The organism is Solibacillus sp. FSL K6-4121, assembly GCF_038002585.1.
Taxonomy (GTDB): Bacteria; Bacillota; Bacilli; order Bacillales_A; family Planococcaceae; genus Solibacillus; species Solibacillus faecavium.
The window spans coordinates 1,602,520-1,626,165 of sequence record NZ_JBBOCS010000002.1 but is presented as its reverse complement, the minus strand read 5'-3'; the positions used below and the strand labels follow the sequence as shown (position 1 = coordinate 1,626,165).

Below are 23,646 nucleotides of genomic sequence, written 5' to 3'. Positions count from 1 at the left end.
TTGGAGGGATGAAGCGTGACTGTATATCCACAAATACGGACAAGTGCCGATTTATTAAAAAGTACAATTCGTCTTGAAGAGCTCATCCCTTTTTTACATCAACAAAAGGCAAAAAGCTGTGCAATCGTCAATACGAAATTGTACGGACTTTTGCCTTTTTGGTTTGAAATGAAAAGGGCTGGCATACACCCGGTAATTGGACTGACAGTACAGCTGGAATGGACGGAAGAACAGTCATTACCGATTATATTATACGCGAAAACAAATGAAGGCTATCAAAACTTATTGAAGATTTCCAGTAGTATTGCGATACGAACAGAACAGACAATTCCTTTAAGATGGCTGCTAGCCTATGGAAAAGGAATAGCCTTCATGATACCTGCGCTTGACTTACAAGGAAGATGGCTGCAGCAAACGGCAGAGAAAACAATGCTGGAGATTAAAAATGCATATTCAAATGAGCTGTATGTTGGAATTTCCCGTGGATCAAATGAAGCCCCTTATGAAAGACAAGCTGTAGAAATTGCAGTGAACAATGGGCTGCCTATTGTTGCAACGCATGAATCATTGTTTCTGAAAGAAGAGGACTTTTTTTCATTTGAAGTAGCCCAGGCGATTGAAACGGGTGTGAAGCTCAATGAAGCAGCTAAAAGCAATAAAGAAGAAAGCTATGTATTAACTGCAGAGCAATGGCAAGAGAAATTCCATGATGAGCCCCAATGGTTGATACAAATGGAGAATCTATTAATGAGCTGCCAAGTTCAATTGACTACGGATGATGTATATATGCCGAAATATCCTCTTTCTGAAGGGGATACAGCAGAGAGTATATTGCAGCAGCAAGTAGTTGCTGGGCTTCAGCGCAGATTAAAAATGGATTCATTGCCGACTCGCTATTTGGAACGTATAAATTATGAGCTGAATGTTATTCAATCAATGGGGTATTCTGACTACTTTTTGATCGTTGCCGATTTTATGCTCTTTGCAAGGGAAGAACAAATATTAACAGGTCCGGGACGAGGATCATCGGCATCATCGCTCGTTGCCTATGCACTTGAAATTACACAAGTGGACCCTCTGCAATATGATTTATTATTCGAACGCTTTTTAAACCCTGAACGTATTACATTACCGGATATCGATATTGATTTCTTGGATACGAGACGTCATGAAGTAATTCAATATGTGGCGAAAAAATACGGGAAGCAGTATGTCGCGCAAATTATTACGTTTGGTACGCTATCGGCAAAAGCTGTTGCGCGGGATGTTGCCCGAATGTTCAATTTTGAAAGTGAAACATTGGAAATGATCTCTAAGCTTATCCCGAATAAACCAGGTATTACGTTACAGGAAGCGTATACGAAATCCGAAAATTTACGTTCATGGATAGCAGCAGAGCCAATCCGACATAAATGGTTTCAAACGTCATTACGCTTGGAAGGGCTACCTCGAAATGCTTCGACCCATGCGGCGGGTGTTGTTTTAAGCCCAGTCCCATTAGTCGATGTTGTTCCAATTGAAGAAGGTCATGATGGAATTTATTTAACACAATGGCCAATGCTTGAAGTTGAGCAAACAGGCTTATTAAAAATTGATTTTTTAGGGTTACGCAATTTAACGATTCTTGAACAAATTAGAAAATCCATTCAGTTTACACATGATACTCGATTAGATTTTAATCAAATTCCTCTTAATGACCAGAAGACATTTGAACTGCTTCAGCATGGAGATACAGCTGGGATTTTCCAGCTAGAATCAGATGGAATGAAAAATGCCTTGCGGGAAATTAAACCAAATCACTTTTTAGATATTGTGGCAGTTAATGCATTATATAGACCAGGTCCAATGGAATTTATCCCGCTTTATGCAAGAAGGAAGCATAAAAAAGAACAGGTAATGATGCCACATCCACATTTAAAGCCAATTTTGGAAGAGACATATGGTGTTATCATTTATCAGGAACAAATTATGCGTATAGCTAATGTAATGGCAGGCTTTTCATTTGGACAGGCAGACTTGCTCCGTCGTGCGGTGAGTAAAAAGAAGCGAGATGTGTTGGAACAGCAGCGCGCCTCTTTTGTGCAAGGTGCATTGGCAAAAGGTTATACCGAGCAAGTAGCAGAAGAGGTTTATGCATTAATTGTACGCTTTGCCGATTATGGATTTCCGAAAAGTCATGCGGTCGCATATAGTGTCATTTCGTATCACATGGCGTATTTAAAAGCAAATTACCCTGTTAATTTCTATGCAGCCCTACTTACAAATGCAACGGGCAATTCAGATAAGCTAGCGCAAATTTTAATGGAGGCAAAAGCAAGGGGAATTGAAATTCTGCCGCCGTCGATTAATCGAAGTATGCGCCACTTTAAAGTAGAAGGTGGGAAGATCCGTTTTAGCTTTTCGGCGATTAAAGGAGTACCACAACCCTTTTTGCAAAAGTTGCTAACTGCCCGTGAAGAAAGACAAAAGCCTTTCGAATCCATATTTGATTTAGCGGTTACCATGACGACAGCGAATTTCACGCGTAAAATTATGGAGCCATTGATTAAGGCAGGGGCACTTGATGAATTTGGGAAAGATCGCGCAACCTTACTTGCCACAATTGAAGGGGCACAAAAACAAGCTGATTTTGTGCGGCCTGGTGGAGATGATTTATTTGAAGGCGCCTTACTAGCATTTGGAAAGCCGAAATACAGCGAAACATCACCGATCCCTGAAAAAATTAAGCTGCAATACGAAAAAGAAGTACTCGGTTTTTATTTATCCGACCATCCAATTGTAAAAGTACGCAAACATTTCCCGGAGGTTACAGCGACAGTCCGAACTTTATCCCAATTGAAAGATAATACTTACGTAAAAATGATTGGTCAAGTTCAGGAAATTCGTCAGCTCCGTACGAAGCGAGGAGAACTGATGGCATTTGTCCAATTAGAAGATGAATATGGAGTGGTCTCTTTAACACTTTTTCCAAAAGAATACGAGAAAGTTGTTGGTAAATTACAGGAGGATACTTTGCTTTATATTGAAGGGTTTTTCGAACATCGTTTTAATAAGTCCCAAATAAAAATTAAGGATATTATTATAAAATAAATAGTATTATAGAGCGTTTCTAATAAAATTAGAAACGCTCTTTTTATATTACTTCATCAAATTTTATCGAAAAAACATAAAAATAGTTATATATTCGCAAATTTTATTATATATAAGATTATAGTTTTATAATTTCCCTTTACAACTTCAAAAACATTTTGTATCCTTACTTTATAAACTGGTCTGACCACTTTTGATGAATTATGGAATGTTGGACTCGATGAGGTGAAAAGCGTGGAAGAAAAGCCCGCAAAAAAAAGATTCATACAAATTGTAAAGCAGTTGCATGATTTAATAGCTGAACAAAACATTCAGGAAGGGCAAAAGCTACCTTCAGAAAGAGTGTTAAGTGAACAGCTCCAAGTGGGAAGATCTTCTGTCAGGGAAGCTTTACGTAGTTTGGAATTGTTAGGCTTAATAGAAACAAGACATGGCGGAGGTACTTATTTAGCCAGCATGAAGCAACATCAATTCGTTGAGATTGTTGGTTCATTTATTTTGCAGGATGAGAAATCTATAGCTGATGTTCATGCGACAAGACAAATGCATGAAAAAGAAGCCATTCGCATCATTTGTCAGTCTCCTGGTTTCTGCGCATTACCGATTTGGAAAAGTTTTTTTGTGAAGCTGGAGCTTGGAGAAGCATTAAAGCGAGAAGATATACTTCGTGAATGTATTGTTATTTCCGGGAACCGTCTTTCATTAAAAATTTGGCTGCAGCTTCTTGCGTTTAGCGATAAACTGCTTGCGACTGATATAACTGCCGAAGAGAAAAGGGAAGTAAAGACTTTACTAGCTTCTATGCAGATGGGGTATTCACAGGAAGCACTTGATGCATACGAAAACTGGATAGCCATTATAAAATAAACATTTTCAGATCAATTCAAAGGGGGATTACGATGTCAATTCGTGATTTATTTACAATTAGCCGCAAAAAAAATACAGATAATATAACAAAAAGAGAAGATGAAAAGGCCTTTCCAGAAGGCATCGTTACAAAATGTCCAAAATGTAAAATGATTCATGTAACAAAGGAAATAGAGAAGAACCTGAAAGTATGTACGAAATGCCAGCATCATTTCAGCTTAACAGCAGATGAAAGAATTGCCTGCTTTTTAGATAAAGGTTCATTTGTGTCGATGGATGATCATCTACAAACGACTAATCCTTTAAATTTCCCGGCTTATGTGGAAAAGATAGAGATCGACATAAAGAAAACAGGTTTGAATGAAGCAGTTTTAACAGGGGAAGGCGCATTAAAAGGAATGCAGGTCGTTGTTGCAGTAATGGATTCACATTTCCGTATGGGATCGATGGGGTCTGTGGTAGGGGAAAAAATCACTCGAGCTGTGGAGAAGGCAACAGAACTAAGGGTGCCATTTATTATTTTTACTGCTAGTGGTGGAGCTCGTATGCAAGAAGGCGTACTATCTTTAATGCAAATGGCGAAAACGAGCGTTGCATTAAAACGCCATAGCGAAGAAGGCTTACTTTATATTTCTGTTATGACACATCCTACAACAGGAGGCGTTTCTGCAAGTTTCGCATCGATTGGGGATTATAATATTGCCGAACCTCAAAGCTTAATTGGCTTTGCTGGACGTCGTGTTATCGAGCAGACGGTACGGGAAAAGCTGCCTGATGATTTCCAAACGGCAGAGTTTTTATTGGACCATGGTCAACTTGATGCCATTTTTAATCGATTGGAAATGCGAGATAAAATTGCAACAATTGTAAAGTTACATGTACAAGGAGGCGTAACCCATGTCTAAATTAATGGCATTTGAAGAACCAGTAGTGAAGCTTCGGGAAAAAATTGTAGAATTAAAAACAATTGCTACAGAAGCGGAAGTCGATATGAGCGGTGAAATTGAGAAGTTGGAAACGAGATTGCAGGAGTTGGAAAAAAACGTTTACGCAAATATGGAGCCGTGGGACCGGGTGCAAGTAGCCAGACATGCGGAACGACCGACTACGCTTGAATATATTGAACGAATATTTGATGATTTCATTGAGCTGCATGGGGATCGTACGTTTAAGGATGATGCAGCAATTGTAGGGGGGATTGCCTCATTTAATGGGCAGGCAATAACGATTATAGGTCACCAACGCGGGAAAACGACTAAAGAGAATATTCGACGTAATTTCGGGATGCCACACCCGGAAGGATACCGTAAAGCATTACGACTGATGAAGCAAGCGGAGAAATTTAATCGTCCCATTATTTGTTTTATTGATACGAAAGGTGCTTACCCAGGTAAAGCAGCTGAAGAGCGCGGCCAAAGTGAAGCGATTGCACGCAACTTGTTTGAAATGGCGGGTATCCGGGTACCGATTATTAGCGTTGTTATAGGAGAAGGCGGTAGTGGTGGCGCACTTGCATTAGGAGTAGCAAACAAAATATTAATGCTTGAAAATGCGACCTACTCAGTTATCTCGCCAGAAGGAGCGGCATCGATTTTATGGAAAGATGCAAGCTATGCTAAACAGGCAGCAGAAGCTATGAAAATTACAGCCCTTGATTTAAAGCAGCTTGAAATAATCGATGGGATTATTCCGGAAGTTGCCGGTGGAGCGCATAAAGATAAGGAACAGCAAGCTATAATAATGAAAGAATACATTACAAATACGTTAAACGATTTAAATAAAGAAAGTGCAGAGCAATTAGTTGAGAATCGTTATACAAAATTTAAGAATATTGGTCAGTTTATTGAACAATAATATTGTTTAACTAATGATTGAAAAGCGAAGAATGCGTGAAAGCGCATTCTTTCGTTATTTTCAAATGCTTTACATTTTTGTTTTCTAGAATAGTTACATATAAGTGGTTTTTCTGTTAATGTGGATAGTAACAGTCGTAATAGGAGGAAAGGTCGTATGAAGAAAATTGCGGTTTTAACGAGTGGTGGAGATGCACCGGGTATGAATGCTGCTATTAGGGCAGTTGTTCGTAAAGCACGTTTTCACGGAGTAGACGTTGTCGGAGTTTACCATGGCTACGAAGGCCTTTATAATGGCAAATTTGAGCTTTTAGATATAGGCTCTGTTGGCGATATTATACAACGAGGCGGTACGAAATTATACTCTGCACGTTTCCCTGAATTTAAACAGGACGAGTTCCAATATAAAGCAATCGAGCTTATGAAAGCAGAAGGTATAGAAGGCTTAGTAGTGATTGGTGGAGATGGCTCTTATCGTGGTGCAATGCAATTAACTGAAAAAGGGTTCCCTTGTGTCGGCATACCGGGAACAATTGACAATGACGTACCTGGAACAGAATATACGATTGGCTTTGATACCGCATTAAATACAGTTGTTGATTCTATTGACAAAATTCGTGATACTGCAACAAGCCATGAAAATACATTTGTTATTGAAGTAATGGGTCGTGATGCGGGTGATATTGCATTGTGGTCAGGTTTAGCAGCAGGCGCCGAATCTATTTTAATTCCTGAAGAGTCATTTGAAATAGAGGATATTGTAACCCGCCTTGAACGAGGGGCAGCACGTGGTAAGCGACATAGTATAATTATTGTAGCTGAAGGTGTAATGAATGGTCATAAGCTGGCAAAACAACTGGAGGATCGTACAGGTGTAAAAATACGTACATCTGTTTTAGGTCATATACAACGCGGTGGTTCTCCATCTGCCCGTGACCGTGTGTTAGCAGGCAGATTCGGTGCAAGAGCGGTTGAGTTATTATTGGAAAATAAAGGCGGAAGAGCAGTTGGCGTGAAAAATCATGAAGTAATAGATTATGATTTAAGGGAAGCATTTGAAACAAAGCACAAGGCAGATTTGAGTTTGTATACATTATCAAAAGAACTTTCAATTTAAAGTGCATAAAACGGAGATGACGAAACTATGAGAAAAACTAAAATTGTTTGTACGATTGGACCAGCAAGTGAATCACCAGAAATGTTAGATAAGTTAATCGAAGCAGGTATGAATGTAGCACGCTTGAACTTTTCACATGGAAACCATGAAGAACATGCTGCTCGTATTGCAGCTATTCGCGATGCATCTGAACGCAAGAAACAACCGGTAGGAATATTATTGGATACAAAAGGTCCGGAAATTAGAACACATTCGATGGAAAACGGAGAGCTTCACCTAGTATCAGGACAAGTTATCGATATTTCAATGACAGAAGTGTTGGGGAATGAATCACGCTTCTCGGTGACTTATGACCAGTTAATAGAAGACGTTGACCAAAATGATAAAATTTTATTAGATGACGGTTTAATTGAACTGCGTGTGTTGGCTAAAGACTTGGAACAAGGATTAATCCATACAATCGTTGAAAACGCCGGCGTTTTGAAAAATAAAAAAGGTGTTAACGTACCTGGCGTATCTGTCAAATTACCAGGTATTACGGATAAAGATGCAGCCGATATTCTATTTGGTATTGACCAAGGTATTGATTTTATCGCTGCTTCATTCGTACGTACAGCGAAGGATGTTCTGGAAATCCGTGAGTTACTGGAACAAAATGAAGGAAGCCATATTCAAATCATTCCTAAAATAGAAAACCAGGAAGGCGTAGATAATATTGATGAAATTATCGAAGTTTCTGATGGTTTAATGGTAGCGCGTGGGGATCTGGGTGTAGAAATTCCAGCAGAAGAAGTACCGTTAGTACAAAAATCATTAATTCGTAAATGTAACCAAGTGGGTAAACCTGTAATAACGGCTACTCAAATGCTAGATTCTATGCAACGTAATCCTCGTCCTACTCGTGCTGAAGCATCCGATGTTGCCAATGCAATCATGGATGGTACAGATGCAATTATGCTTTCAGGAGAAACGGCAGCAGGTTTATATCCTGTAGAGTCGGTAGCAACGATGAACAAAATTGCTAACCGTACAGAAAATGCGCTGGATTACCGAGCAATTGTAACACAACGTAGTCGCGAAAAAGAAGCGAACATGACAGAAGCTATTTCTCAAGCTGTTGCCTACACATCAATTAATCTTGGTGTAAAAGCTGTATTAGCTCCAACAGAAAGTGGAAATACTGCTAAAATGATTGCAAAATACCGTCCGGGTGTATCCATTATTGCTGTAACAAGCCAACCTTCGACAGCTCAAAAATTAACGTTAGTTTGGGGTGTAAGACCAATTTTAACGCAACGTGTTTCCACAACAGATGAAATTTTGGAGCTTTCTGTAGACGAAGCATTGCAATATGAATATGTTAGCCATGGAGATGTAGTTGTCATTACAGCAGGTGTTCCAGTTGGAGAAGCTGGTACAACAAACTTAATGAAAGTCCACGTAATTGGGGACCTATTGGCTCGTGGGCAAGGTATTGGAAGATCTTCTGTAGTCGGTAAGGCAATTGTCGCAAAAAATGCAGGCGAAGCTTTAACTTATGATACAGAAGGTGCAATCATTGTAACAGTTGGTTCAGACCGTGAAATGATGCCAGCAATAGAAAACTGTGCAGGTATTATTACAGAAGAAGGCGGCTTAACATCGCACGCAGCTGTAGTTGGTCTAAGCCTGGGAATTCCAGTAATTGTTGGCGTGAAAGAAGCTACTTCGTTAATTCGCCATGGTCAGGAAATTACTATGGATGCTGAAACAGGTGTTATTTACAAAGGACATGCAAGCGTTCTGTAATATAATGAATGAAAGCTACTCTGATAAGTATAAACTTGCAGAAGTAGCTTTTATTTTGAAACTTTTTCACTCCTTAAACGTATTAAATAGTAGAAGAGGGGGCTTTTTTAATGAAGAAATTTTTATTTGGATTACTTGCACTTGTATTCGCTGAAATTGCCTTGTTTATCGTAATTGGGAAAGCAATCGGTGTTTTATATACTTTACTTTTGATTATTTCCACTTCTATAGTTGGGCTGCTTATTGCAAAACAACGTGGAACAAAGTCTGTACAGGATATTCAGAAAAGTTTGCAGCAAGGACAACCTCCTGCAGTTGCTATGATTGAAACATTCATGTTTTTTATTGGTGGTGCCTTATTAGCATTACCAGGGTTTATTACAGATATTATTGGTTTGCTTTTCATATTGGGCATTACAAGAAAGTTATTTAAACCTGTAATTTTCTATTTTTTACGCAAAAGAATGAAAAAAGGACAGGTTGTCATCTTGCAAAGGTAGGATGCTGCTTTAATTTAATGGCAACCATCAAAAGTATTGGGCTGACGATAATTCCATAAAAACCAAATAATAAGACTGAGGCAGCGCTGATTAAAAATGTGTGGATCATACGTAAATGCAATGTATGAGACCAAAGCATCGATTCAGTTAGCTGTCTTATTGTTTGTACAATAAAGTAAATGCCTATAATAGTTGCTCCCATAAGTGGATTACTGATAATAAAATAATAGATGGCGACCGGTATTAAGAAAATACCGATACCTAAAAAAGGCAAGCAGTCTGCTACAGCAATTAAAAATGCTTTTATAATAAATGATTCAAAATTTAAAAAGTAAAAAGAGCCACAAAGAAGCAAAAAAGTTATAGTAAATAACTGCAGTTCTACCACGATAAAGCTTCCAATAAGCTCCATGCCTTTTTGGAAATACCGTGACCAGGCATCCCGATATGCTTTAGGAATATAAGCAAAAAACCAGAGCCTATTTTTATAGCTTTCAAATAAAGCAAAATAAAATGTTACAACGAATATAAAAAATTCAAACAACGATTGAAAACTATTCTTCAGCATAGTAACAATCAAAAATAAAAATTCATTTAAAAAATTTTGAAGTTTTTCTATAATAAACGGAAGCAGGGGATGTTTAATATAATTGTCTTCCAAAGATAGAAGTGTTGATTGGATTACAGGTAGTAATGTTATGAAGCTATGGATAAGCAATAAAATAATAGATACAACTACTGCAAATATTAAAACAGATAAAATAATTACGACAAGAAAAAACGGTAGTTTAAACTGTTCCTTAAAAAAGATGAAAACAGGAAATAATAAATAAGCAAAAAATAGTCCGAAAATTATAGGCGGTATGAAATAAAAAAGGATAAAATAAAGTAGAAGAATGATAATATTCCTACTTTTCACTAGCAATTGATTTGGTTTATTTGTATAATCCACTTATACCACTCCTAAATTATGCCATATATATCTCGTTGTTAACGATAAATTCTCTCTCATACGCTAAATCTATCATCTATGTTAATTTTTCTTAAAATCCGAGTAATTCATTCACAAAGACGTCAAAATTTATTATAATGAAATATGTAAGCGATTTACTTATAGGTTCAACTGAGCAGAACGATATGAGTGTGCCTCTTTTTAATAGACTGAAAAGAAAGCACTTACAAAATTAATTTATTAAGTGAAGGAGCGATTTTTATGTCAGCAACTAAAGGTTTAGAAGGTATCGTAGCAGCAGAATCAAAAATTTCTTCAATTATCGATGATACACTTACATACGTAGGGTATGGAATCGACGATCTTACTAACAATGCAACTTTTGAAGAAGTAGTATTCTTATTATGGAACACACGTTTACCAAACGCTGAAGAATTAGCTAACTTAAAACAAGAATTAGCTAACAACATGGATATCCCGGCGGCAATTACAGATTTATTCAAATCTATGCCATTAAACACAGTACACCCAATGGCTGCATTACGTACAGCTGTATCAATGCTTGGTGCATTTGATGAAGAAGCAGACGTTATGGATGCGGAAGCTAACTACCGTAAAGCGATCCGTTTACAAGCAAAAATTGGTACAGTAGTAACTACTTTTGCACGTGTACGTCAAGGTAAAGAACCAGTTGCTCCAAAACCAGAATTAGGTTATGCAGCAAACTTCTTATATATGCTGAAAGGTGAAGAACCAGCAGCAATCGAAATTGAAGCATTCGATAAAGCGTTAATTTTACACGCTGACCACGAATTAAATGCTTCTACATTCACAGCTCGTGTATGTGTTGCTACATTATCTGATGTATACTCAGGTGTAACTTCAGCAATCGGCGCATTAAAAGGTCCATTACATGGCGGTGCGAACGAGCAAGTTATGAAAATGTTAACTGAAATCGGTTCTATCGATAAAGTTGAATCTTGGGTACAAAACAAATTAGATAATAAAGAAAAAATCATGGGCTTCGGTCACCGCGTATACCGTGGTGGAGACCCACGTGCACCTCACTTACGTGTAATGTCTGAAAAGTTAACTAAGTTAACTGGTAAACCAGAATTATATGATATGTCAGTTAAGATTCACGATATGATTGTTGAACAAAAGAAATTACCTGCAAACGTAGACTTCTTCTCAGCATCAGTATATGATTCTTTAGGTATCGAGCATGACTTATTCACACCAATCTTTGCAGTTTCTCGTACTTCAGGTTGGGTAGCGCACATTTTAGAACAGTATGCAAACAACCGCTTAATCCGTCCTCGTGCGGAATATGTTGGTCCAGATATGCAAAAATACGTACCAATTAACGAGCGCTAATCAAAAAAGTATGTTAAAATATCTAGGACTGTGAATTGACACAGTCCTAGATTTATGATTATTAGGAGGCAAATTTCCAATGACTAACAAAATCGTAGTAGAAAACGGTTCTTTAATCGTTCCAAACAATCCAGTAATCCCTTTCATCGAGGGTGACGGTATCGGTCCAGATATCTGGGCAGCAGCATCTCGCGTAATCGACGCAGCTGTAGAAAAAGCTTATAACGGTGAAAAGAAAATCGAATGGTTAGAAGTTTTAGCTGGTGAAAAAGCATTCAACCAAACTGGTGAATGGTTACCAAAAGAAACTTTAGAAAAAATTAACGAATACTTAATCGCTATTAAAGGTCCTTTAACAACTCCAATCGGTGGCGGTATCCGTTCACTTAACGTAGCATTACGTCAAGAGTTAGACCTATATGTATGCTTACGTCCAGTTCGTCACTTCGACGGTGTACCTTCACCAGTTAAACGTCCAGAAGACGTAAACATGGTAATCTTCCGTGAAAACACTGAAGATATCTATGCTGGTATCGAGTACAAAGCTGGTTCTGACGAGCAAAAGAAATTATTAGCATTCTTACAAAACGAACTAGGTGTTAAAAACATCCGTTTCCCAGAAACTTCTGGTTTAGGTATCAAACCTGTATCTAAAGAAGGTACTGAGCGTTTAGTACGTTCTGCTATCGAGTATGCTATCCAACACAACAAACCATCTGTAACTTTAGTACACAAAGGTAACATCATGAAGTTCACTGAAGGTGGATTCAAACAATGGGGTTACGATGTAGCTGAAGCTGAATTCGGCGACAAAGTATTCACTTGGAACCAATACGATGCAATTAAAGCTGAAAAAGGTGAAGCTGCTGCTAACGAAGCACAAACTGCTGCATTAGCTGCTGGTAAAATCTTAATTAAAGATTCTATCGCTGATATCTTCTTACAACAAATTTTAACTCGTCCAAATGAGTTCGACGTAGTAGCTACTATGAACTTAAATGGTGACTACATCTCTGACGCATTAGCTGCTCAAGTTGGTGGTATTGGTATCGCTCCAGGCGCTAACATTAACTACTTAACTGGACACGCTATTTTCGAAGCTACTCACGGTACTGCACCTAAGTATGCTGGTCAAGATAAAGTAAACCCATCTTCAGTATTATTATCAGGCGTATTAATGCTTGAGCACTTAGGATGGCAAGAAGCTGCGGACTTAATTACAAATTCTGTAGAGAAAACAATCTCTTCTAAATATGTAACTTATGACTTCGCACGTTTAATGGATGGCGCTACAGAAGTTAAATGTTCTGAATTCGCTACAAAATTAATCGAAAACTTCTAAATAAAGCTTAATTTTTTACCTTTATATGTGAAATTATGAACAAATTGTTTAGTAATGAATAATATTATCTTTATAATTTCAGATTTGCGGAGGTAATTATTGACTTTATAAGTTATTCGTTCCAAAATTAATAGTAGTTACAAAAGGGAGAGAGCGTAATGTTTTCTCCCTTTTTTGTACATATTTTTATGATGCTAAGATTATTATTCTAAGGAGCGATTCATAATGACACTTAAACGCAAAAAAATCTCAGTAATTGGTAGTGGATTTACCGGAGCAACAGCAGCATTTATAGCTGCACAAAAAGAATTAGGCGATATAGTAATTGTAGATCTTCCAGCAGCTGAAAATCCTACAAAGGGAAAAGCATTGGATATGTGGGAAGCAGCGCCTGTTCAAGGATTTGATTCATATGTGACAGGTACATCATCTTATGAGGATACAGCTAACTCGGATATCGTTTTAGTTACTGCAGGTGTTGCACGTAAGCCGGGTATGAGTCGTGATGATTTAGTTCAAATTAATCAAGGTGTAATGAAAACTGTAGCAAAGGAAATTGCGAGCACTTCTCCAAATGCAATCATCATCGTTTTAACAAATCCTGTAGATGCGATGACTTATACAGTGTTTAAAGAATCGGGATTCCCGAAAAATCGTGTCATCGGTCAATCGGGTGTATTGGACACAGCTCGTTTCCGTGCGTTCGTTGCAGAGGAATTAAATGTTTCGGTAAAAGACATTTCGGCTTTAGTATTAGGTGGTCATGGTGACACGATGGTTCCATTAACTCGATATGCTTCCATTGGAGGGGTACCTTTACATAGCTTGATTCCAGCGGATCGTTTAGAGGAAATAGTACAGCGTACACGTGTTGGTGGAGGAGAAATTGTTAACCTATTAGGAAACGGTTCTGCTTACTACGCACCAGCTGCCGCTATGGTGGAGATGGCGGAAGCGATTTTAAAGGATCAAAAACGCATTTTGCCAGCAATCGCCTACTTAGAAGGTGAATATGGTTATAATGGTATTTACTTAGGCGTACCAGCATTATTAGGTGCCGATGGAATTGAAAAAATTTATGAACTGGAACTGACAGATGATGAAAAAGCAGCGTTGGATCAGTCTGCGGATGCAGTTGTCGACGTTATGAAGGCATTAAAATAATATAAAGCAATAAGGGCTTTCGGTAGTTTATACCGAAGCCCTTAAATTTTTTATTGGTACACTGGATTCCATTTCAGTAATTTTTTCTCTAATAGTTTTGCAATAGAATCTGCAATTTTTCCTAAAATGGCATATAAAATAATTGCCAATACAACGATATCAAGTTGCATATATTCACGTGCATTCATTGACATATAACCGATACCTGAACTTGCCGCTACTGTTTCTGCAACTATCAAAGTAAGCCACATTATTCCTAATGAATAGCGAATACCGACTAATATCGATGGCATTGCTCCTAAAATAATTACTTTAAAAAAGAGCTTATACTTTGAAAGATTATATATTTTCCCCATTTCGATTAACCGCGGATCTACATTACGGATTCCATGGTACGTATTGACGTAAATCGGAAAAAATACACTTATCGCCACTAAAAAGATTTTTCCTTCTTCGCCTACACCAAACCAAATAATAACTAATGGAATGAGTGCCAAATTCGGAATGTTTCGCAGCATTTGAATAGTTGTATCTAAATACCGCTGTGCGAATGGAACAATCCCATTTAAAATACCGATAATAAAAGCAATACTTCCGCCAATCAGAAACCCGATTAAAGCACGCGTTGTACTAATTTGAAGATGTTCAAACAGAACACCTGAAGCTGCTTGTTGATAGCCTGCTGCTATTACATCGGAGGGGGCAGGTAATATTGTATTAGCAAGGATGCCTGTTTTATTCGATACTTCCCAAATGACAATAATTAAAATAGGAATGATCCACGGCTCAATCAAATGAATCCATTTTTTCTTCTTCATTTTTCTCACCTCTTATGGTTTCCAAATATAGTTTTCGAGATTTTCTATAAGATCAGTCGTTAATTTAATTTCGTAAAGATCTTCGTTTAACCTTTGTAAATCTGCCTGTGCGGATTCATCCATATATGTTGCGACTGATGAACGGCGACCTAGGCTTGTTATCCAAACATCTGCTGTAATACCTGTATTTTCTTCAAGAATCTCCGCTGCCTCACTTGAATCATTATCAATGGCTTCCCCGACTTTTGTTAGCTCTTCAACATAAGCAATAACTGCATCTTCGTTCGATTTGATAAACTTGTCGGATGCATAGTAGAAACTGCGATGCTCCACAATGCCCTCTGCTGTAGTTAATATTTTATTGCCTTTACTTTCGGAAACTGTCATATACGGGTCCCAAATAACCCAAGCATCTACATCACCATTTTCAAACGCAATATTCGCATCGGCAGGACTTAAAATTACGGATTGTACATCATCCAGTGTTAAGTTAACCGTTGCTAATGCAGAAACTAATAAATATTCTGAGATGGAGGCTTTATTATAAGCAACTTTTTTTCCTTTTAATTGTTCAACTGATTGGATGGCGTCATTATTTTTTACTAAAATACCTTCCATTTGGGGAGTTGAATTTTCGGCAGCTATGTACTTAAAATTCATCCCTTTTGATAATGCCATTACAGAAGGAGCATCGCTTGCATTTGCAAAATCGATGGCTCCAGAATTAAGTGCCTCGAGTATTGAACTGCCGGTATTAAATTCTGACCATTCGACTGAATAACCTAATTCCTTTAAACGTGATTCAAGTTCACCATTCGCTTTTAATAATAATGTTGTACCGTTTTTTTGGTAGCCGATTCGCACCTTTTTATTTTCTGCATTCGATGCTGAGCACCCGACTAAAATAATGGATAGCGTTAAGAGAAAAAAGATAGAGAATAGTTTTTTCATTTGTAATACCTCCTTAAATAATTGCTTGTAATTGTTTTTGTTTAGTTAATGATTCTGTTTTTATTTGTTGTCCTAATAACTGTTGAAGCAGTATTTCCTCTAGCTCCGCAAATTTTGGATTTGAGCGTGTTCTAGGGCGGGGAAGGTTAACTGGCAAATCCAGTGCTACAATCCCGTCTTCTATTAGAATAATTCGATCAGCCAATGTAATCGCTTCTGCTACATCATGTGTCACGAGCAAGGAAGTGTATTTTTGGTTTAACCATAATTGTTCGATTAGATTTTGCATTTCCAATCGTGTTAGAGCATCCAATGCCCCAAGCGGCTCATCCAATAACAAGAGTCTTGGTTTTGCACTAAGCGCACGTGCTAGTGCAACCCTTTGTTTTTGCCCACCTGACAATACATGTGGCCACTCTTTCGCGCGGTCCTTTAACCCAACATGTTCAAGCGCTTCTAATGCGAGCGGTTGCCAATCCTTTTTCAACTCTGTGCCGACCCCGACATTTTCTAATACAGACAGCCATGGGAGCAATCGATCCTCTTGAAACATGACGCGAACGCCTGAGAAATCGTCTTGCTGAATACCGTTCTTTAAAGATTCGCCAGCTGTTTTTTGTTCTAAATTTGCGATGATTCGTAGAAGCGTACTCTTTCCGCAACCACTTTTCCCGACAATTGCGACAAATTGTCCAGCGGGGATTGTTAAGTTAATATCTTTTAATACTTCTTTTTCACCGAAACTTTTCGTTAAATTTATTAACTCAATATTGATTCCATTTGCCATGGAAGCACCTACTTTCTATTATTATACTTAACATATTGAAATACTAGGAATTAATATTAAAAAAATTTACATACGTTTGCCTTCCGTACGCGTATAAATAATTTTCTAAATGTTAACATAATAACGAATATTCGGTCAATAATAAATATTATTTTACCTATCGAAATAATAAGGTATATGAAATTCTAGTCCGTAAAATGATGTCTTCACATATGAATAATTGTACTTTTCAAAAAAAGTTGCTACTATGAAGATAGTGTTTCTAAGCAGTACATAATTATAGAAATAGTTGATAGTCAACCACATGGAAAATTGATTTTGAGATGGGGGTTTCAAATCGATTTGGAGGAACTTAAAATGGTTAAAACGGTTTTAGTAGTAGAAGATGAAATGCCAATCGCAACATTATTGAAATATAATTTGGAGCAAGCTGGCTTTGAAGTTCTTTTAGCACATGATGGTCAGGCTGGGCTTGATACGGCAGTTCAGCAAGCACCAGACTTAATATTACTGGATTTAATGCTGCCGAAACTGGATGGTGTGGAAGTATGTAAAGAATTACGACGTTTACGCATAAATATACCAATTATTATGTTAACAGCCAGAGATGATGAATTCGACAAAGTATTAGGTTTAGAGCTGGGTGCAGATGACTACATGACTAAGCCTTTTAGCCCTCGAGAAGTAATCGCACGTGTTAAGGCCGTACTGCGACGTTTTTCAGGGCCAGTTGTAGAAGAGACAATTGAGACAAATGAAGTCGTATACTCGTTTGGAAATTTAAGAGTATTCCCGGAGCGATTTGAAGCATTTATTGATGAAGAATCTTTGGAGTTCACACCGAAAGAATTTGAATTACTAGTATACTTACTTGAAAATAAAAATCGGGTATTAACACGTGATCAATTACTTAGTGCTGTTTGGAACTATGATTTTGCAGGAGATACACGTATTGTAGATGTCCATATTAGCCACCTTCGAGATAAAATTGAAGAAAATAGTCGTAAACCACTTTATATTAAAACAATTCGTGGTTTAGGATATAAATTTGAGGAGCCAAAAAAATAATGAACGGAATGAAAAATCGTTTGTTTTATTCGTTTATTTTTGTTATTGGATCAAGTTTAGCTGTTCTAGGGCTGTTCATAGGGCAGCTTTTTCCTTTTTTTATTGATGAATATATTAACGAAGCGACAAATGTCTCAGAAAACAAATTAGCACAGATAGTAGAGGAACAGCAGATTGAGCTGACGGCAAGTCAAAAACAAGCTATTATAGATGCCTCTATGATTGATGTTGAGGCAGAGTCTTTAATAGATATTAAGCAAAAAATGTATGTCCTTATAGCAGCAATGTTATTAGGTGGATTTATTATAACCGGTTTTATGGCTCATCGTGTTGCTAGTAATTTTATAACACCGATTATCAATATTACAAAGACAGCACGGGAGTTATCAAAAGGCAACTATCGTGCGCGTGCTTTTGCAAATGGACCAAAAACAATTGTGGAATTACGAAACTCAATAAATATTTTAGCACGCAATTTACAGGATATAACGAAGACACGAGCAATTGAGGAAGAGCGTTTAAAGACATTAATTGAAAATATGGGTAGTGCGCTAATGATGATAGACCGTGAAGGGAACATTTCTATTGTTAATAAAAAGTTCCAAACACTTTTCGAGCTCCCAAAAGAACAGCTTATCGGTAAAAATTTCATGATGCTTGGATTACCGAAGGAACTGGAGGAGTTTATCGACCATGTGTTCTTAACGGAATTGCCTTATCGTCAGCAGCTCGTAATGGAAATTGCTGCCGAAGAATATTATGAGCAAGTATATGGGGCTCCTGTTGTTGGAGAGCACGGTCGTTGGCTAGGTGTAGTTATAGTAATGCATGATGTAAGTGAACTTGTAAGATTGGAGCAGATTAGAAAAGATTTCGTGGCGAACGTATCCCATGAGCTACGTACACCGATTACATCGATTAAAGGTTTTTCGGAAACCCTTCTGGATGGAGCATTTAAAGATGAGAAGATGTTGCTTTCTTTCTTGAATATCATTTACGATGAAAGTAATAGAATTCAGGTTCTTGTTAATGACTTACTCGAGCTATCCAAAATTGAGCGCCACGGCTTTACGCTTGATGTGACACCAACGAAGCTTCAGGATATTCTAGTGCGGGTTGTTGATTTAACGAGTTCGCAGCTGGAAAGTAAAGATATGCAATTTGACGTAAAAATAGAGCAGGATGCGGTTATTTTGGGTGATGTTAATCGATTGATGCAGATTTTTACGAACTTAATTAATAATGCCATTGCATATTCAAAAGAAGAAACTACCGTGACACTATGTATTAGTGCGAATGAACAATACGGGATATTTGAAGTGAAGGACGAAGGAATTGGGATTGAAAAAGCAGAGATTTCACGTATTTTTGAACGCTTTTACAGAGTGGATCGTGCACGTAGCCGAAATTCTGGTGGGACAGGGCTTGGATTATCCATCGTGAAACATTTAATAGAAGCTCATCATGGGAAAATTCAAGTAGCAAGTGAAGTTGGAAAGGGTACAAGCATAAAAGTATTTCTGCCATTGCAACGATAAAGCTTAACAGTAGCTTTACAATTATTTTATATAGCCTTTATATTGGGGTGATATATTTCTTATAGAAACCCCCGTTTCAAAAAAAGGTAATATGCCACAATGGTACACGCGACCATGCAAAAAGCTTTGCGCTATTTGCATGGTTTTTTGATTTTCTTCTATCTTTTTATGTTTCTCAAAAAATATGAAACTTTTACAATAGATGGAGCGTAGAATAAAAGGAAAATAAAAAAGGAGGTTCTTTACGATGAGTGTAAAAAGAACATTACTATGGGTAGCACTTGCCTTGTTTGCCGTTGTGGCAATTATTGTTGTTACGACATCGTGGTATACAGTAGATGAATCGGAACAGGCAGTAGTAATTACATTTGGTCAAGCGGATGAGACAATACAAGATTCAGGACTTCATTTTAAATTACCATGGCCAGTACAGGCAGTAGAGATTTTATCAAAGGAAACATACAGTTTACAGTTCGGCTATAAGCAAAATCCGGACGGTACGGTGGAAGCATTCGATAAAGAAACAAAAATGATTACAGGTGATGAAAATATTGTTTTAACAGATCTTGTTGTTCAATGGCGAATAGTTGACCCGAAAAAATACTTATTTAGTTCACAGGAGCCGCGAGCGATTTTACATAATGCGACATCCAGTGCGATTCGTTCAATCATTGGCAGCTCAACAATCGATGAGGCATTAACGGATGGTAAAGCGGATATTGAAGCAGAAACACGTGAGTTGCTTGTATCGTTAATCGATAAGTACGATATCGGTATTGGGGTTGTAGGCGTAAAGCTGCAAGATGTAGAAGTACCAAATCAGGAAGTACGTGCAGCATTCACAGATGTTACCGATGCGCGTGAGACAAAAAATACAAAGATTAACGAAGCAGAAAAGTATGAAAACCAGCGTGTAAGTGAAGCGGTTGGTGAAGCAGCGGCAATTCTTTCAAAAGCGGAAGGGGAAAAGGCTTCGCGTATTGAGCAAGCTACAGGTGAAGTGGCATTATTTAATCAGCTTTATGAAGAATATCGCCTGAATAAAGATATTACACGTGAACGATTAGTGCTCGAAACATTGGAGGCAGTTTTACCGAATGCCCAAATTTATATAATGAATGATGATGGCAGCGGTACGATGAAGTACTTGCCGATTCAACCAATGCAAACGACACCACCTTCTACAGAAGAGAAAAAAGAAGGGAGCAAAAGTGAATGAGTAACGACAAAAATAATTTTAACGGCGATTTAGATGAATTTGTGAAAAAACTATTCGGCAATAAAAACGGATCGAAAGAAGTAAAGAAAGTCCCGAAAGCGAATGATCCAGATCAACAAGTAAATAACGGTGATTTAAATACAAAAAAAGCACCAACACCATTAAAAAAAGATAAAAAGCCTTTAAATGTTAAGCAATGGGTTACTTCTGCTATTGTATTAACGGTTGTGTTTGCTGCATTAATTGTCGTAGTTGCGAACTTGTATATTGTAAAAGAAAATGAATATAAAGTAGTTCGTCAGTTCGGGGAAGTAGTGAAGTACGAAAGGGAACCGGGACTTCATATGAAAATCCCATTCATCCAAAGTGTGACGACTCTTCCAAGAAATTTAATGACGCATGATATGACAGAAGAAGAGATCAGCACGAAGGATAAAAAGCGGATTATTATCGACAACTATACAGTATGGCGTGTTACGGATCCAAAAGCGTTAATCTCAAATGCAGGACAGTTGCTCAATGCGGAAAATCGTATGGAGGAGTTTATTTATTCGGCACTTCGTACAGAATTCGGTCAAACGGAGTACGGAGATATTATTAATGAAAAAGATTCGAAACGCGGGAACATTAATGACCGTGTTACACAACGTGTCAATGAATTAATTGAATCTGCCAATTTCGGTATTGAGGTAATTGATGTGCGTATTCGCCGTACTGATTTACCTGAGGAGAACGAACAGTCTGTTTATACACGAATGGTTTCGGAACGTCAATCGATTGCGCAAAAGTATCTGTCTGAAGGGGATGCGGAAAAGCGTAGTAAAGAGGCAAAGACTGATCAGGAAGTACAGGTAACACTTGCAAAAGCAAATAAGGAAGCGTCTGTAATCCGTGCAGAAGGGGAAGCACAGGCAGCTCAAATTTATAATGCCGCTTACTCGAAAGACCCGGAGTTCTACAGTTTATTCCGAACATTGGAATCATACAAGAAAACAATTGGTAATGAGACAATGATTATTATTCCATCTGATTCACCATATGCGAAATTACTATCAGGTCAATTAGATTAAAAGCAGAAAAAAGCTATTTAGAATGTAAACCCATTCTAAATAGCCTTTTTTATTGATGGATTTATTTTACAATATTTACCTTCACTGAAAATTTGAATTATATTATTTCAAATTATTATTTTATTGTTATAATAAGTGAGTAATATAATTAAGGGGGAGCACATTTGAGTAGAAAAATACAAAATAGTTTAATTGCTTTCATTATGGCAACATCAGTGACAGCACTATTTTATCAAACGAATTTAAGTTTCATGAAAGTGGAAATTTATCATATACCTATTTTATTTATTGTGATTTTATTGTTAAGTGCCTTTATAGCAGAAGATGTCCGTAATTCGTTTAAAAAAGTACTATGGTTTGAAAAACGTGAGGACAAGCGGCCGATTTGGCAGGTTGGAGTAGGAATGATTTTTTACTTTTCCCAAATTGGTTTTGTTGAAGTATTTGCACGTGGATTAATGCAATACGATTTAGGTGGTATGCCAATGTACATCATCATTCCATTTTTAAATGCATTTTTACTAACAGTTATTTTTGAAGAGATTTTTTATAAAGAAGAGAAAAACAGTGTACATGTTGTGAAGTTCAAAAATAAAATTAAATAGATATTTAGACCGCGCGGGATTTTATTCCACGCGGTTTTTATTATAGCAAGATTATTTAAATAAAATGGAAAAATTTAAGGAAGTGTGTATAATATAACAAGCGTAGTCTTTTTTGCATATATTGTAATAATTTTTGTAGGGTATAAATGCTTATATATTCAGAAAAATTAGGTAATAATGCGCGTTGTTTAATTAATGCTCTATACATATAAGGAAGTGAAAGTTTTGATTCTATTAGATACAGCTTATGTATCCCCGCTCTTAGCAGAAACATTGATCGAAAAGAAAGTAAAGATTTTGGATATTGAACAACAGTTGATTCTAAATGACAAATCAGAAGATGAGCAAAATCTGGTGAAAGTATTTCAACAAGAGGATTTAATCATTATGAATTCTGAAGAAGCCATTCAGATTCTAAATGAATATTATGCAGAATCGCATGTAACAAAAACAGCGAATTTATTTAAAAATAAATTTGCATTCAGAAAGCGTTTAGCTGAGAGTTATCCTAATTTCTTCTTTTTAGAAACTACTTCAGGTGAATTAGGGCAACTTGATCTATCCTCACTACCCTATCCGTTAATCTTTAAGCCGACAGTCGGATACTCAAGTGTTGGGGTTTACAGAGTAGAGAATCCACAAGAATTCCAAAGTATAATCGATAAGATGGAAGAAACGATGGAACAGTCGAGTGAAGAAGATTCAAAGGATATTTTGGGTAGTGAAACCTTTATCATTGAAAGTTATATTGAGGGGCAGGAATTTGCAATCGATCTTTTCTTCGACGAAAAGAATGATCCGGTTGTGCTCAATTTATTTGCGCGTATGTTCAAAGACGAAAAAGATATGAGTGATCGTATTTATTATACGAGCAAGCAAGTGCTGCAAAATTTCTTAACTCCGATTACCGAGTATCTGCAAGGACTTGGGGAAATCTTCAATTTGCGGAAAATGCCACTGCACGTAGAACTGCGCATGGATGATGAAGGAACAATTGTACCAATTGAAGTGAATCCATTACGCTTTGCAGGTGCAGGTACGACCGAATTGGGAAGTTTTGCATATGGGGTTAACTCATACGACTATTTCTTCGAACAGAAAAAACCGGATTGGGCTGCCTTAATAAACACAATGGACAATAAAATTTACAGCTTTACTTGTGCCGAGTTTGAAGGTGAGATAAAGATTGATGACGGGCTTGTGATACACCATGAGTTATTGCAAAAACAATTCCACCATATTTTAGAATATCGTCATATTCCGTACGAGCAGGGTGCGACGTTTGCTGTCATTTTCTTTAGTAGTGACTCATTGGCGCAAAATGACCATATCTTATCGTTGGACTTTATGGAATATGTAGAAAAAGAAAAAAACTTGTATGTGAATAACTAAATTTGGGGGGACGCTTGGCTAAAACAATTTCATAATTGTTTTAAAGAGCAATGTAAATGTTAAAAAAATTTAATTCAGTAAAAACTCGGATTTTATTAGGGATTTTAGTTCCTATTTTTTTATTAAGTGTTGTTTTTAGCTCAATTCT

The 23,646-nt window shown here is 37.3% G+C and carries 20 protein-coding genes; 16 read left to right on the top strand and 4 right to left on the bottom strand.

The window, feature by feature from the left end; all coding sequences use genetic code 11:
* Nucleotides 1-15: 15 nt before the first annotated feature.
* The 7 genes from dnaE (at nucleotide 16) to MHH95_RS17850 (ending at nucleotide 9,215) form a co-directional block, all read left to right on the top strand.
* Nucleotides 16-3,090, top strand: a complete 3,075-nt coding sequence (gene dnaE, locus MHH95_RS17880; RefSeq protein WP_340728674.1) for a DNA polymerase III subunit alpha — start codon at nucleotides 16-18, stop codon at nucleotides 3,088-3,090.
* 234 nt (nucleotides 3,091-3,324) lie between these two features.
* Complete coding sequence (locus MHH95_RS17875; protein ID WP_340728673.1) at nucleotides 3,325-3,957, top strand: FadR/GntR family transcriptional regulator; 633 nt, start codon at nucleotides 3,325-3,327, stop codon at nucleotides 3,955-3,957.
* Between the two features lie 32 nt (nucleotides 3,958-3,989).
* On the top strand, nucleotides 3,990-4,862 hold the full coding sequence (accD, locus tag MHH95_RS17870) for an acetyl-CoA carboxylase, carboxyltransferase subunit beta (RefSeq protein ID WP_340728672.1): 873 nt from the start codon (nucleotides 3,990-3,992) through the stop codon (nucleotides 4,860-4,862).
* Nucleotides 4,855-5,811, top strand: coding sequence for an acetyl-CoA carboxylase carboxyltransferase subunit alpha (locus MHH95_RS17865; protein WP_340728671.1), 957 nt, complete (start codon nucleotides 4,855-4,857; stop codon nucleotides 5,809-5,811). The genes accD and MHH95_RS17865 overlap by 8 nt, the downstream gene beginning before the upstream one ends.
* A gap of 156 nt (nucleotides 5,812-5,967) precedes the next feature.
* The gene (gene pfkA, locus MHH95_RS17860; RefSeq protein ID WP_340728670.1) at nucleotides 5,968-6,927 is read left to right on the top strand and encodes a 6-phosphofructokinase; all 960 of its coding nucleotides are present in this window, start codon (nucleotides 5,968-5,970) and stop codon (nucleotides 6,925-6,927) included.
* Between the two features lie 27 nt (nucleotides 6,928-6,954).
* A complete protein-coding gene (gene pyk, locus MHH95_RS17855; RefSeq protein WP_340728669.1) occupies nucleotides 6,955-8,715 on the top strand; it encodes a pyruvate kinase in 1,761 nt (586 codons plus the stop codon).
* A gap of 110 nt (nucleotides 8,716-8,825) precedes the next feature.
* Complete coding sequence (locus tag MHH95_RS17850) at nucleotides 8,826-9,215, top strand: FxsA family protein (RefSeq protein WP_340728668.1); 390 nt, start codon at nucleotides 8,826-8,828, stop codon at nucleotides 9,213-9,215.
* Here the strand turns inward: MHH95_RS17850 and MHH95_RS17845 are convergent.
* On the bottom strand, nucleotides 9,199-10,167 hold the full coding sequence (locus MHH95_RS17845; protein ID WP_340728667.1) for an AI-2E family transporter: 969 nt from the start codon (nucleotides 10,165-10,167) through the stop codon (nucleotides 9,199-9,201). The genes MHH95_RS17850 and MHH95_RS17845 overlap by 17 nt on opposite strands.
* Before the next feature lie 261 nt (nucleotides 10,168-10,428).
* On the opposite strand from MHH95_RS17845, the gene citZ reads away from it, so the two are divergent.
* The 3 genes from citZ to mdh all read left to right on the top strand — a co-directional run bounded on the left by citZ (nucleotide 10,429) and on the right by mdh (nucleotide 14,050).
* Complete coding sequence (gene citZ, locus MHH95_RS17840; protein WP_191700564.1) at nucleotides 10,429-11,544, top strand: citrate synthase; 1,116 nt, start codon at nucleotides 10,429-10,431, stop codon at nucleotides 11,542-11,544.
* Nucleotides 11,545-11,623: 79 nt separating this feature from the next.
* Nucleotides 11,624-12,886: an NADP-dependent isocitrate dehydrogenase gene (gene icd / locus MHH95_RS17835; protein WP_340728665.1), complete on the top strand. Its 1,263-nt coding sequence runs from the start codon at nucleotides 11,624-11,626 to the stop codon at nucleotides 12,884-12,886.
* Nucleotides 12,887-13,111: 225 nt separating this feature from the next.
* Nucleotides 13,112-14,050, top strand: coding sequence for a malate dehydrogenase (mdh, locus tag MHH95_RS17830; RefSeq protein WP_340728664.1), 939 nt, complete (start codon nucleotides 13,112-13,114; stop codon nucleotides 14,048-14,050).
* 50 nt (nucleotides 14,051-14,100) lie between these two features.
* Here mdh and MHH95_RS17825 read toward each other — a convergent pair whose 3' ends face one another.
* Genes MHH95_RS17825 through MHH95_RS17815 form a run of 3 tightly spaced genes read right to left on the bottom strand, consistent with a single transcriptional unit; the run spans nucleotide 14,101 to nucleotide 16,606 of the window.
* Entirely contained in the window at nucleotides 14,101-14,868 is a 768-nt protein-coding gene (locus MHH95_RS17825) for an ABC transporter permease subunit (protein WP_340728663.1), read from the bottom strand.
* Between the two features lie 12 nt (nucleotides 14,869-14,880).
* Complete coding sequence (locus tag MHH95_RS17820; RefSeq protein WP_340728662.1) at nucleotides 14,881-15,819, bottom strand: sulfonate ABC transporter substrate-binding protein; 939 nt, start codon at nucleotides 15,817-15,819, stop codon at nucleotides 14,881-14,883.
* A gap of 13 nt (nucleotides 15,820-15,832) precedes the next feature.
* Nucleotides 15,833-16,606 (bottom strand): ATP-binding cassette domain-containing protein, encoded by a 774-nt coding sequence (locus tag MHH95_RS17815; protein ID WP_340728661.1) that lies wholly within the window; start codon nucleotides 16,604-16,606, stop codon nucleotides 15,833-15,835.
* A gap of 357 nt (nucleotides 16,607-16,963) precedes the next feature.
* On the opposite strand from MHH95_RS17815, the gene MHH95_RS17810 reads away from it, so the two are divergent.
* From MHH95_RS17810 to MHH95_RS17785, 6 genes are all read left to right on the top strand, one after another.
* The gene (locus MHH95_RS17810) at nucleotides 16,964-17,674 is read left to right on the top strand and encodes a response regulator transcription factor (protein ID WP_340728660.1); all 711 of its coding nucleotides are present in this window, start codon (nucleotides 16,964-16,966) and stop codon (nucleotides 17,672-17,674) included.
* Entirely contained in the window at nucleotides 17,674-19,212 is a 1,539-nt protein-coding gene (gene pnpS, locus MHH95_RS17805; protein WP_340728659.1) for a two-component system histidine kinase PnpS, read from the top strand. Before MHH95_RS17810 ends, pnpS begins: the two co-directional genes overlap by 1 nt.
* Before the next feature lie 247 nt (nucleotides 19,213-19,459).
* Complete coding sequence (hflK, locus tag MHH95_RS17800) at nucleotides 19,460-20,431, top strand: FtsH protease activity modulator HflK (RefSeq protein WP_191700556.1); 972 nt, start codon at nucleotides 19,460-19,462, stop codon at nucleotides 20,429-20,431.
* Nucleotides 20,428-21,501, top strand: a complete 1,074-nt coding sequence (gene hflC, locus MHH95_RS17795; RefSeq protein ID WP_191700555.1) for a protease modulator HflC — start codon at nucleotides 20,428-20,430, stop codon at nucleotides 21,499-21,501. Before hflK ends, hflC begins: the two co-directional genes overlap by 4 nt.
* A 164-nt stretch (nucleotides 21,502-21,665) precedes the next feature.
* Complete coding sequence (locus MHH95_RS17790; protein ID WP_191700554.1) at nucleotides 21,666-22,106, top strand: DNA polymerase I; 441 nt, start codon at nucleotides 21,666-21,668, stop codon at nucleotides 22,104-22,106.
* A gap of 225 nt (nucleotides 22,107-22,331) precedes the next feature.
* The gene (locus tag MHH95_RS17785) at nucleotides 22,332-23,498 is read left to right on the top strand and encodes an ATP-grasp domain-containing protein (protein ID WP_340728658.1); all 1,167 of its coding nucleotides are present in this window, start codon (nucleotides 22,332-22,334) and stop codon (nucleotides 23,496-23,498) included.
* Nucleotides 23,499-23,646 lie beyond the last annotated feature (148 nt).

Bases quoted from the DNA above. Each gene is read 5' to 3' on its own strand.
- MHH95_RS17820 (WP_340728662.1), bottom strand. From the start codon at position 15,819: ATGAAAAAACTATTCTCTATCTTTTTTCTCTTAACGCTATCCATTATT.
- MHH95_RS17815 (WP_340728661.1), bottom strand. From the start codon at position 16,606: ATGGCAAATGGAATCAATATTGAGTTAATAAATTTAACGAAAAGTTTC.
- MHH95_RS17810 (WP_340728660.1), top strand. From the start codon at position 16,964: ATGGTTAAAACGGTTTTAGTAGTAGAAGATGAAATGCCAATCGCAACA.
- MHH95_RS17865 (WP_340728671.1), top strand. From the start codon at position 4,855: ATGTCTAAATTAATGGCATTTGAAGAACCAGTAGTGAAGCTTCGGGAA.
- mdh (WP_340728664.1), top strand. From the start codon at position 13,112: ATGACACTTAAACGCAAAAAAATCTCAGTAATTGGTAGTGGATTTACC.
- citZ (WP_191700564.1), top strand. From the start codon at position 10,429: ATGTCAGCAACTAAAGGTTTAGAAGGTATCGTAGCAGCAGAATCAAAA.
- pnpS (WP_340728659.1), top strand. From the start codon at position 17,674: ATGAACGGAATGAAAAATCGTTTGTTTTATTCGTTTATTTTTGTTATT.
- pfkA (WP_340728670.1), top strand. From the start codon at position 5,968: ATGAAGAAAATTGCGGTTTTAACGAGTGGTGGAGATGCACCGGGTATG.
- hflK (WP_191700556.1), top strand. From the start codon at position 19,460: ATGAGTGTAAAAAGAACATTACTATGGGTAGCACTTGCCTTGTTTGCC.
- hflC (WP_191700555.1), top strand. From the start codon at position 20,428: ATGAGTAACGACAAAAATAATTTTAACGGCGATTTAGATGAATTTGTG.
- MHH95_RS17850 (WP_340728668.1), top strand. From the start codon at position 8,826: ATGAAGAAATTTTTATTTGGATTACTTGCACTTGTATTCGCTGAAATT.
- pyk (WP_340728669.1), top strand. From the start codon at position 6,955: ATGAGAAAAACTAAAATTGTTTGTACGATTGGACCAGCAAGTGAATCA.
- MHH95_RS17825 (WP_340728663.1), bottom strand. From the start codon at position 14,868: ATGAAGAAGAAAAAATGGATTCATTTGATTGAGCCGTGGATCATTCCT.
- accD (WP_340728672.1), top strand. From the start codon at position 3,990: ATGTCAATTCGTGATTTATTTACAATTAGCCGCAAAAAAAATACAGAT.
- icd (WP_340728665.1), top strand. From the start codon at position 11,624: ATGACTAACAAAATCGTAGTAGAAAACGGTTCTTTAATCGTTCCAAAC.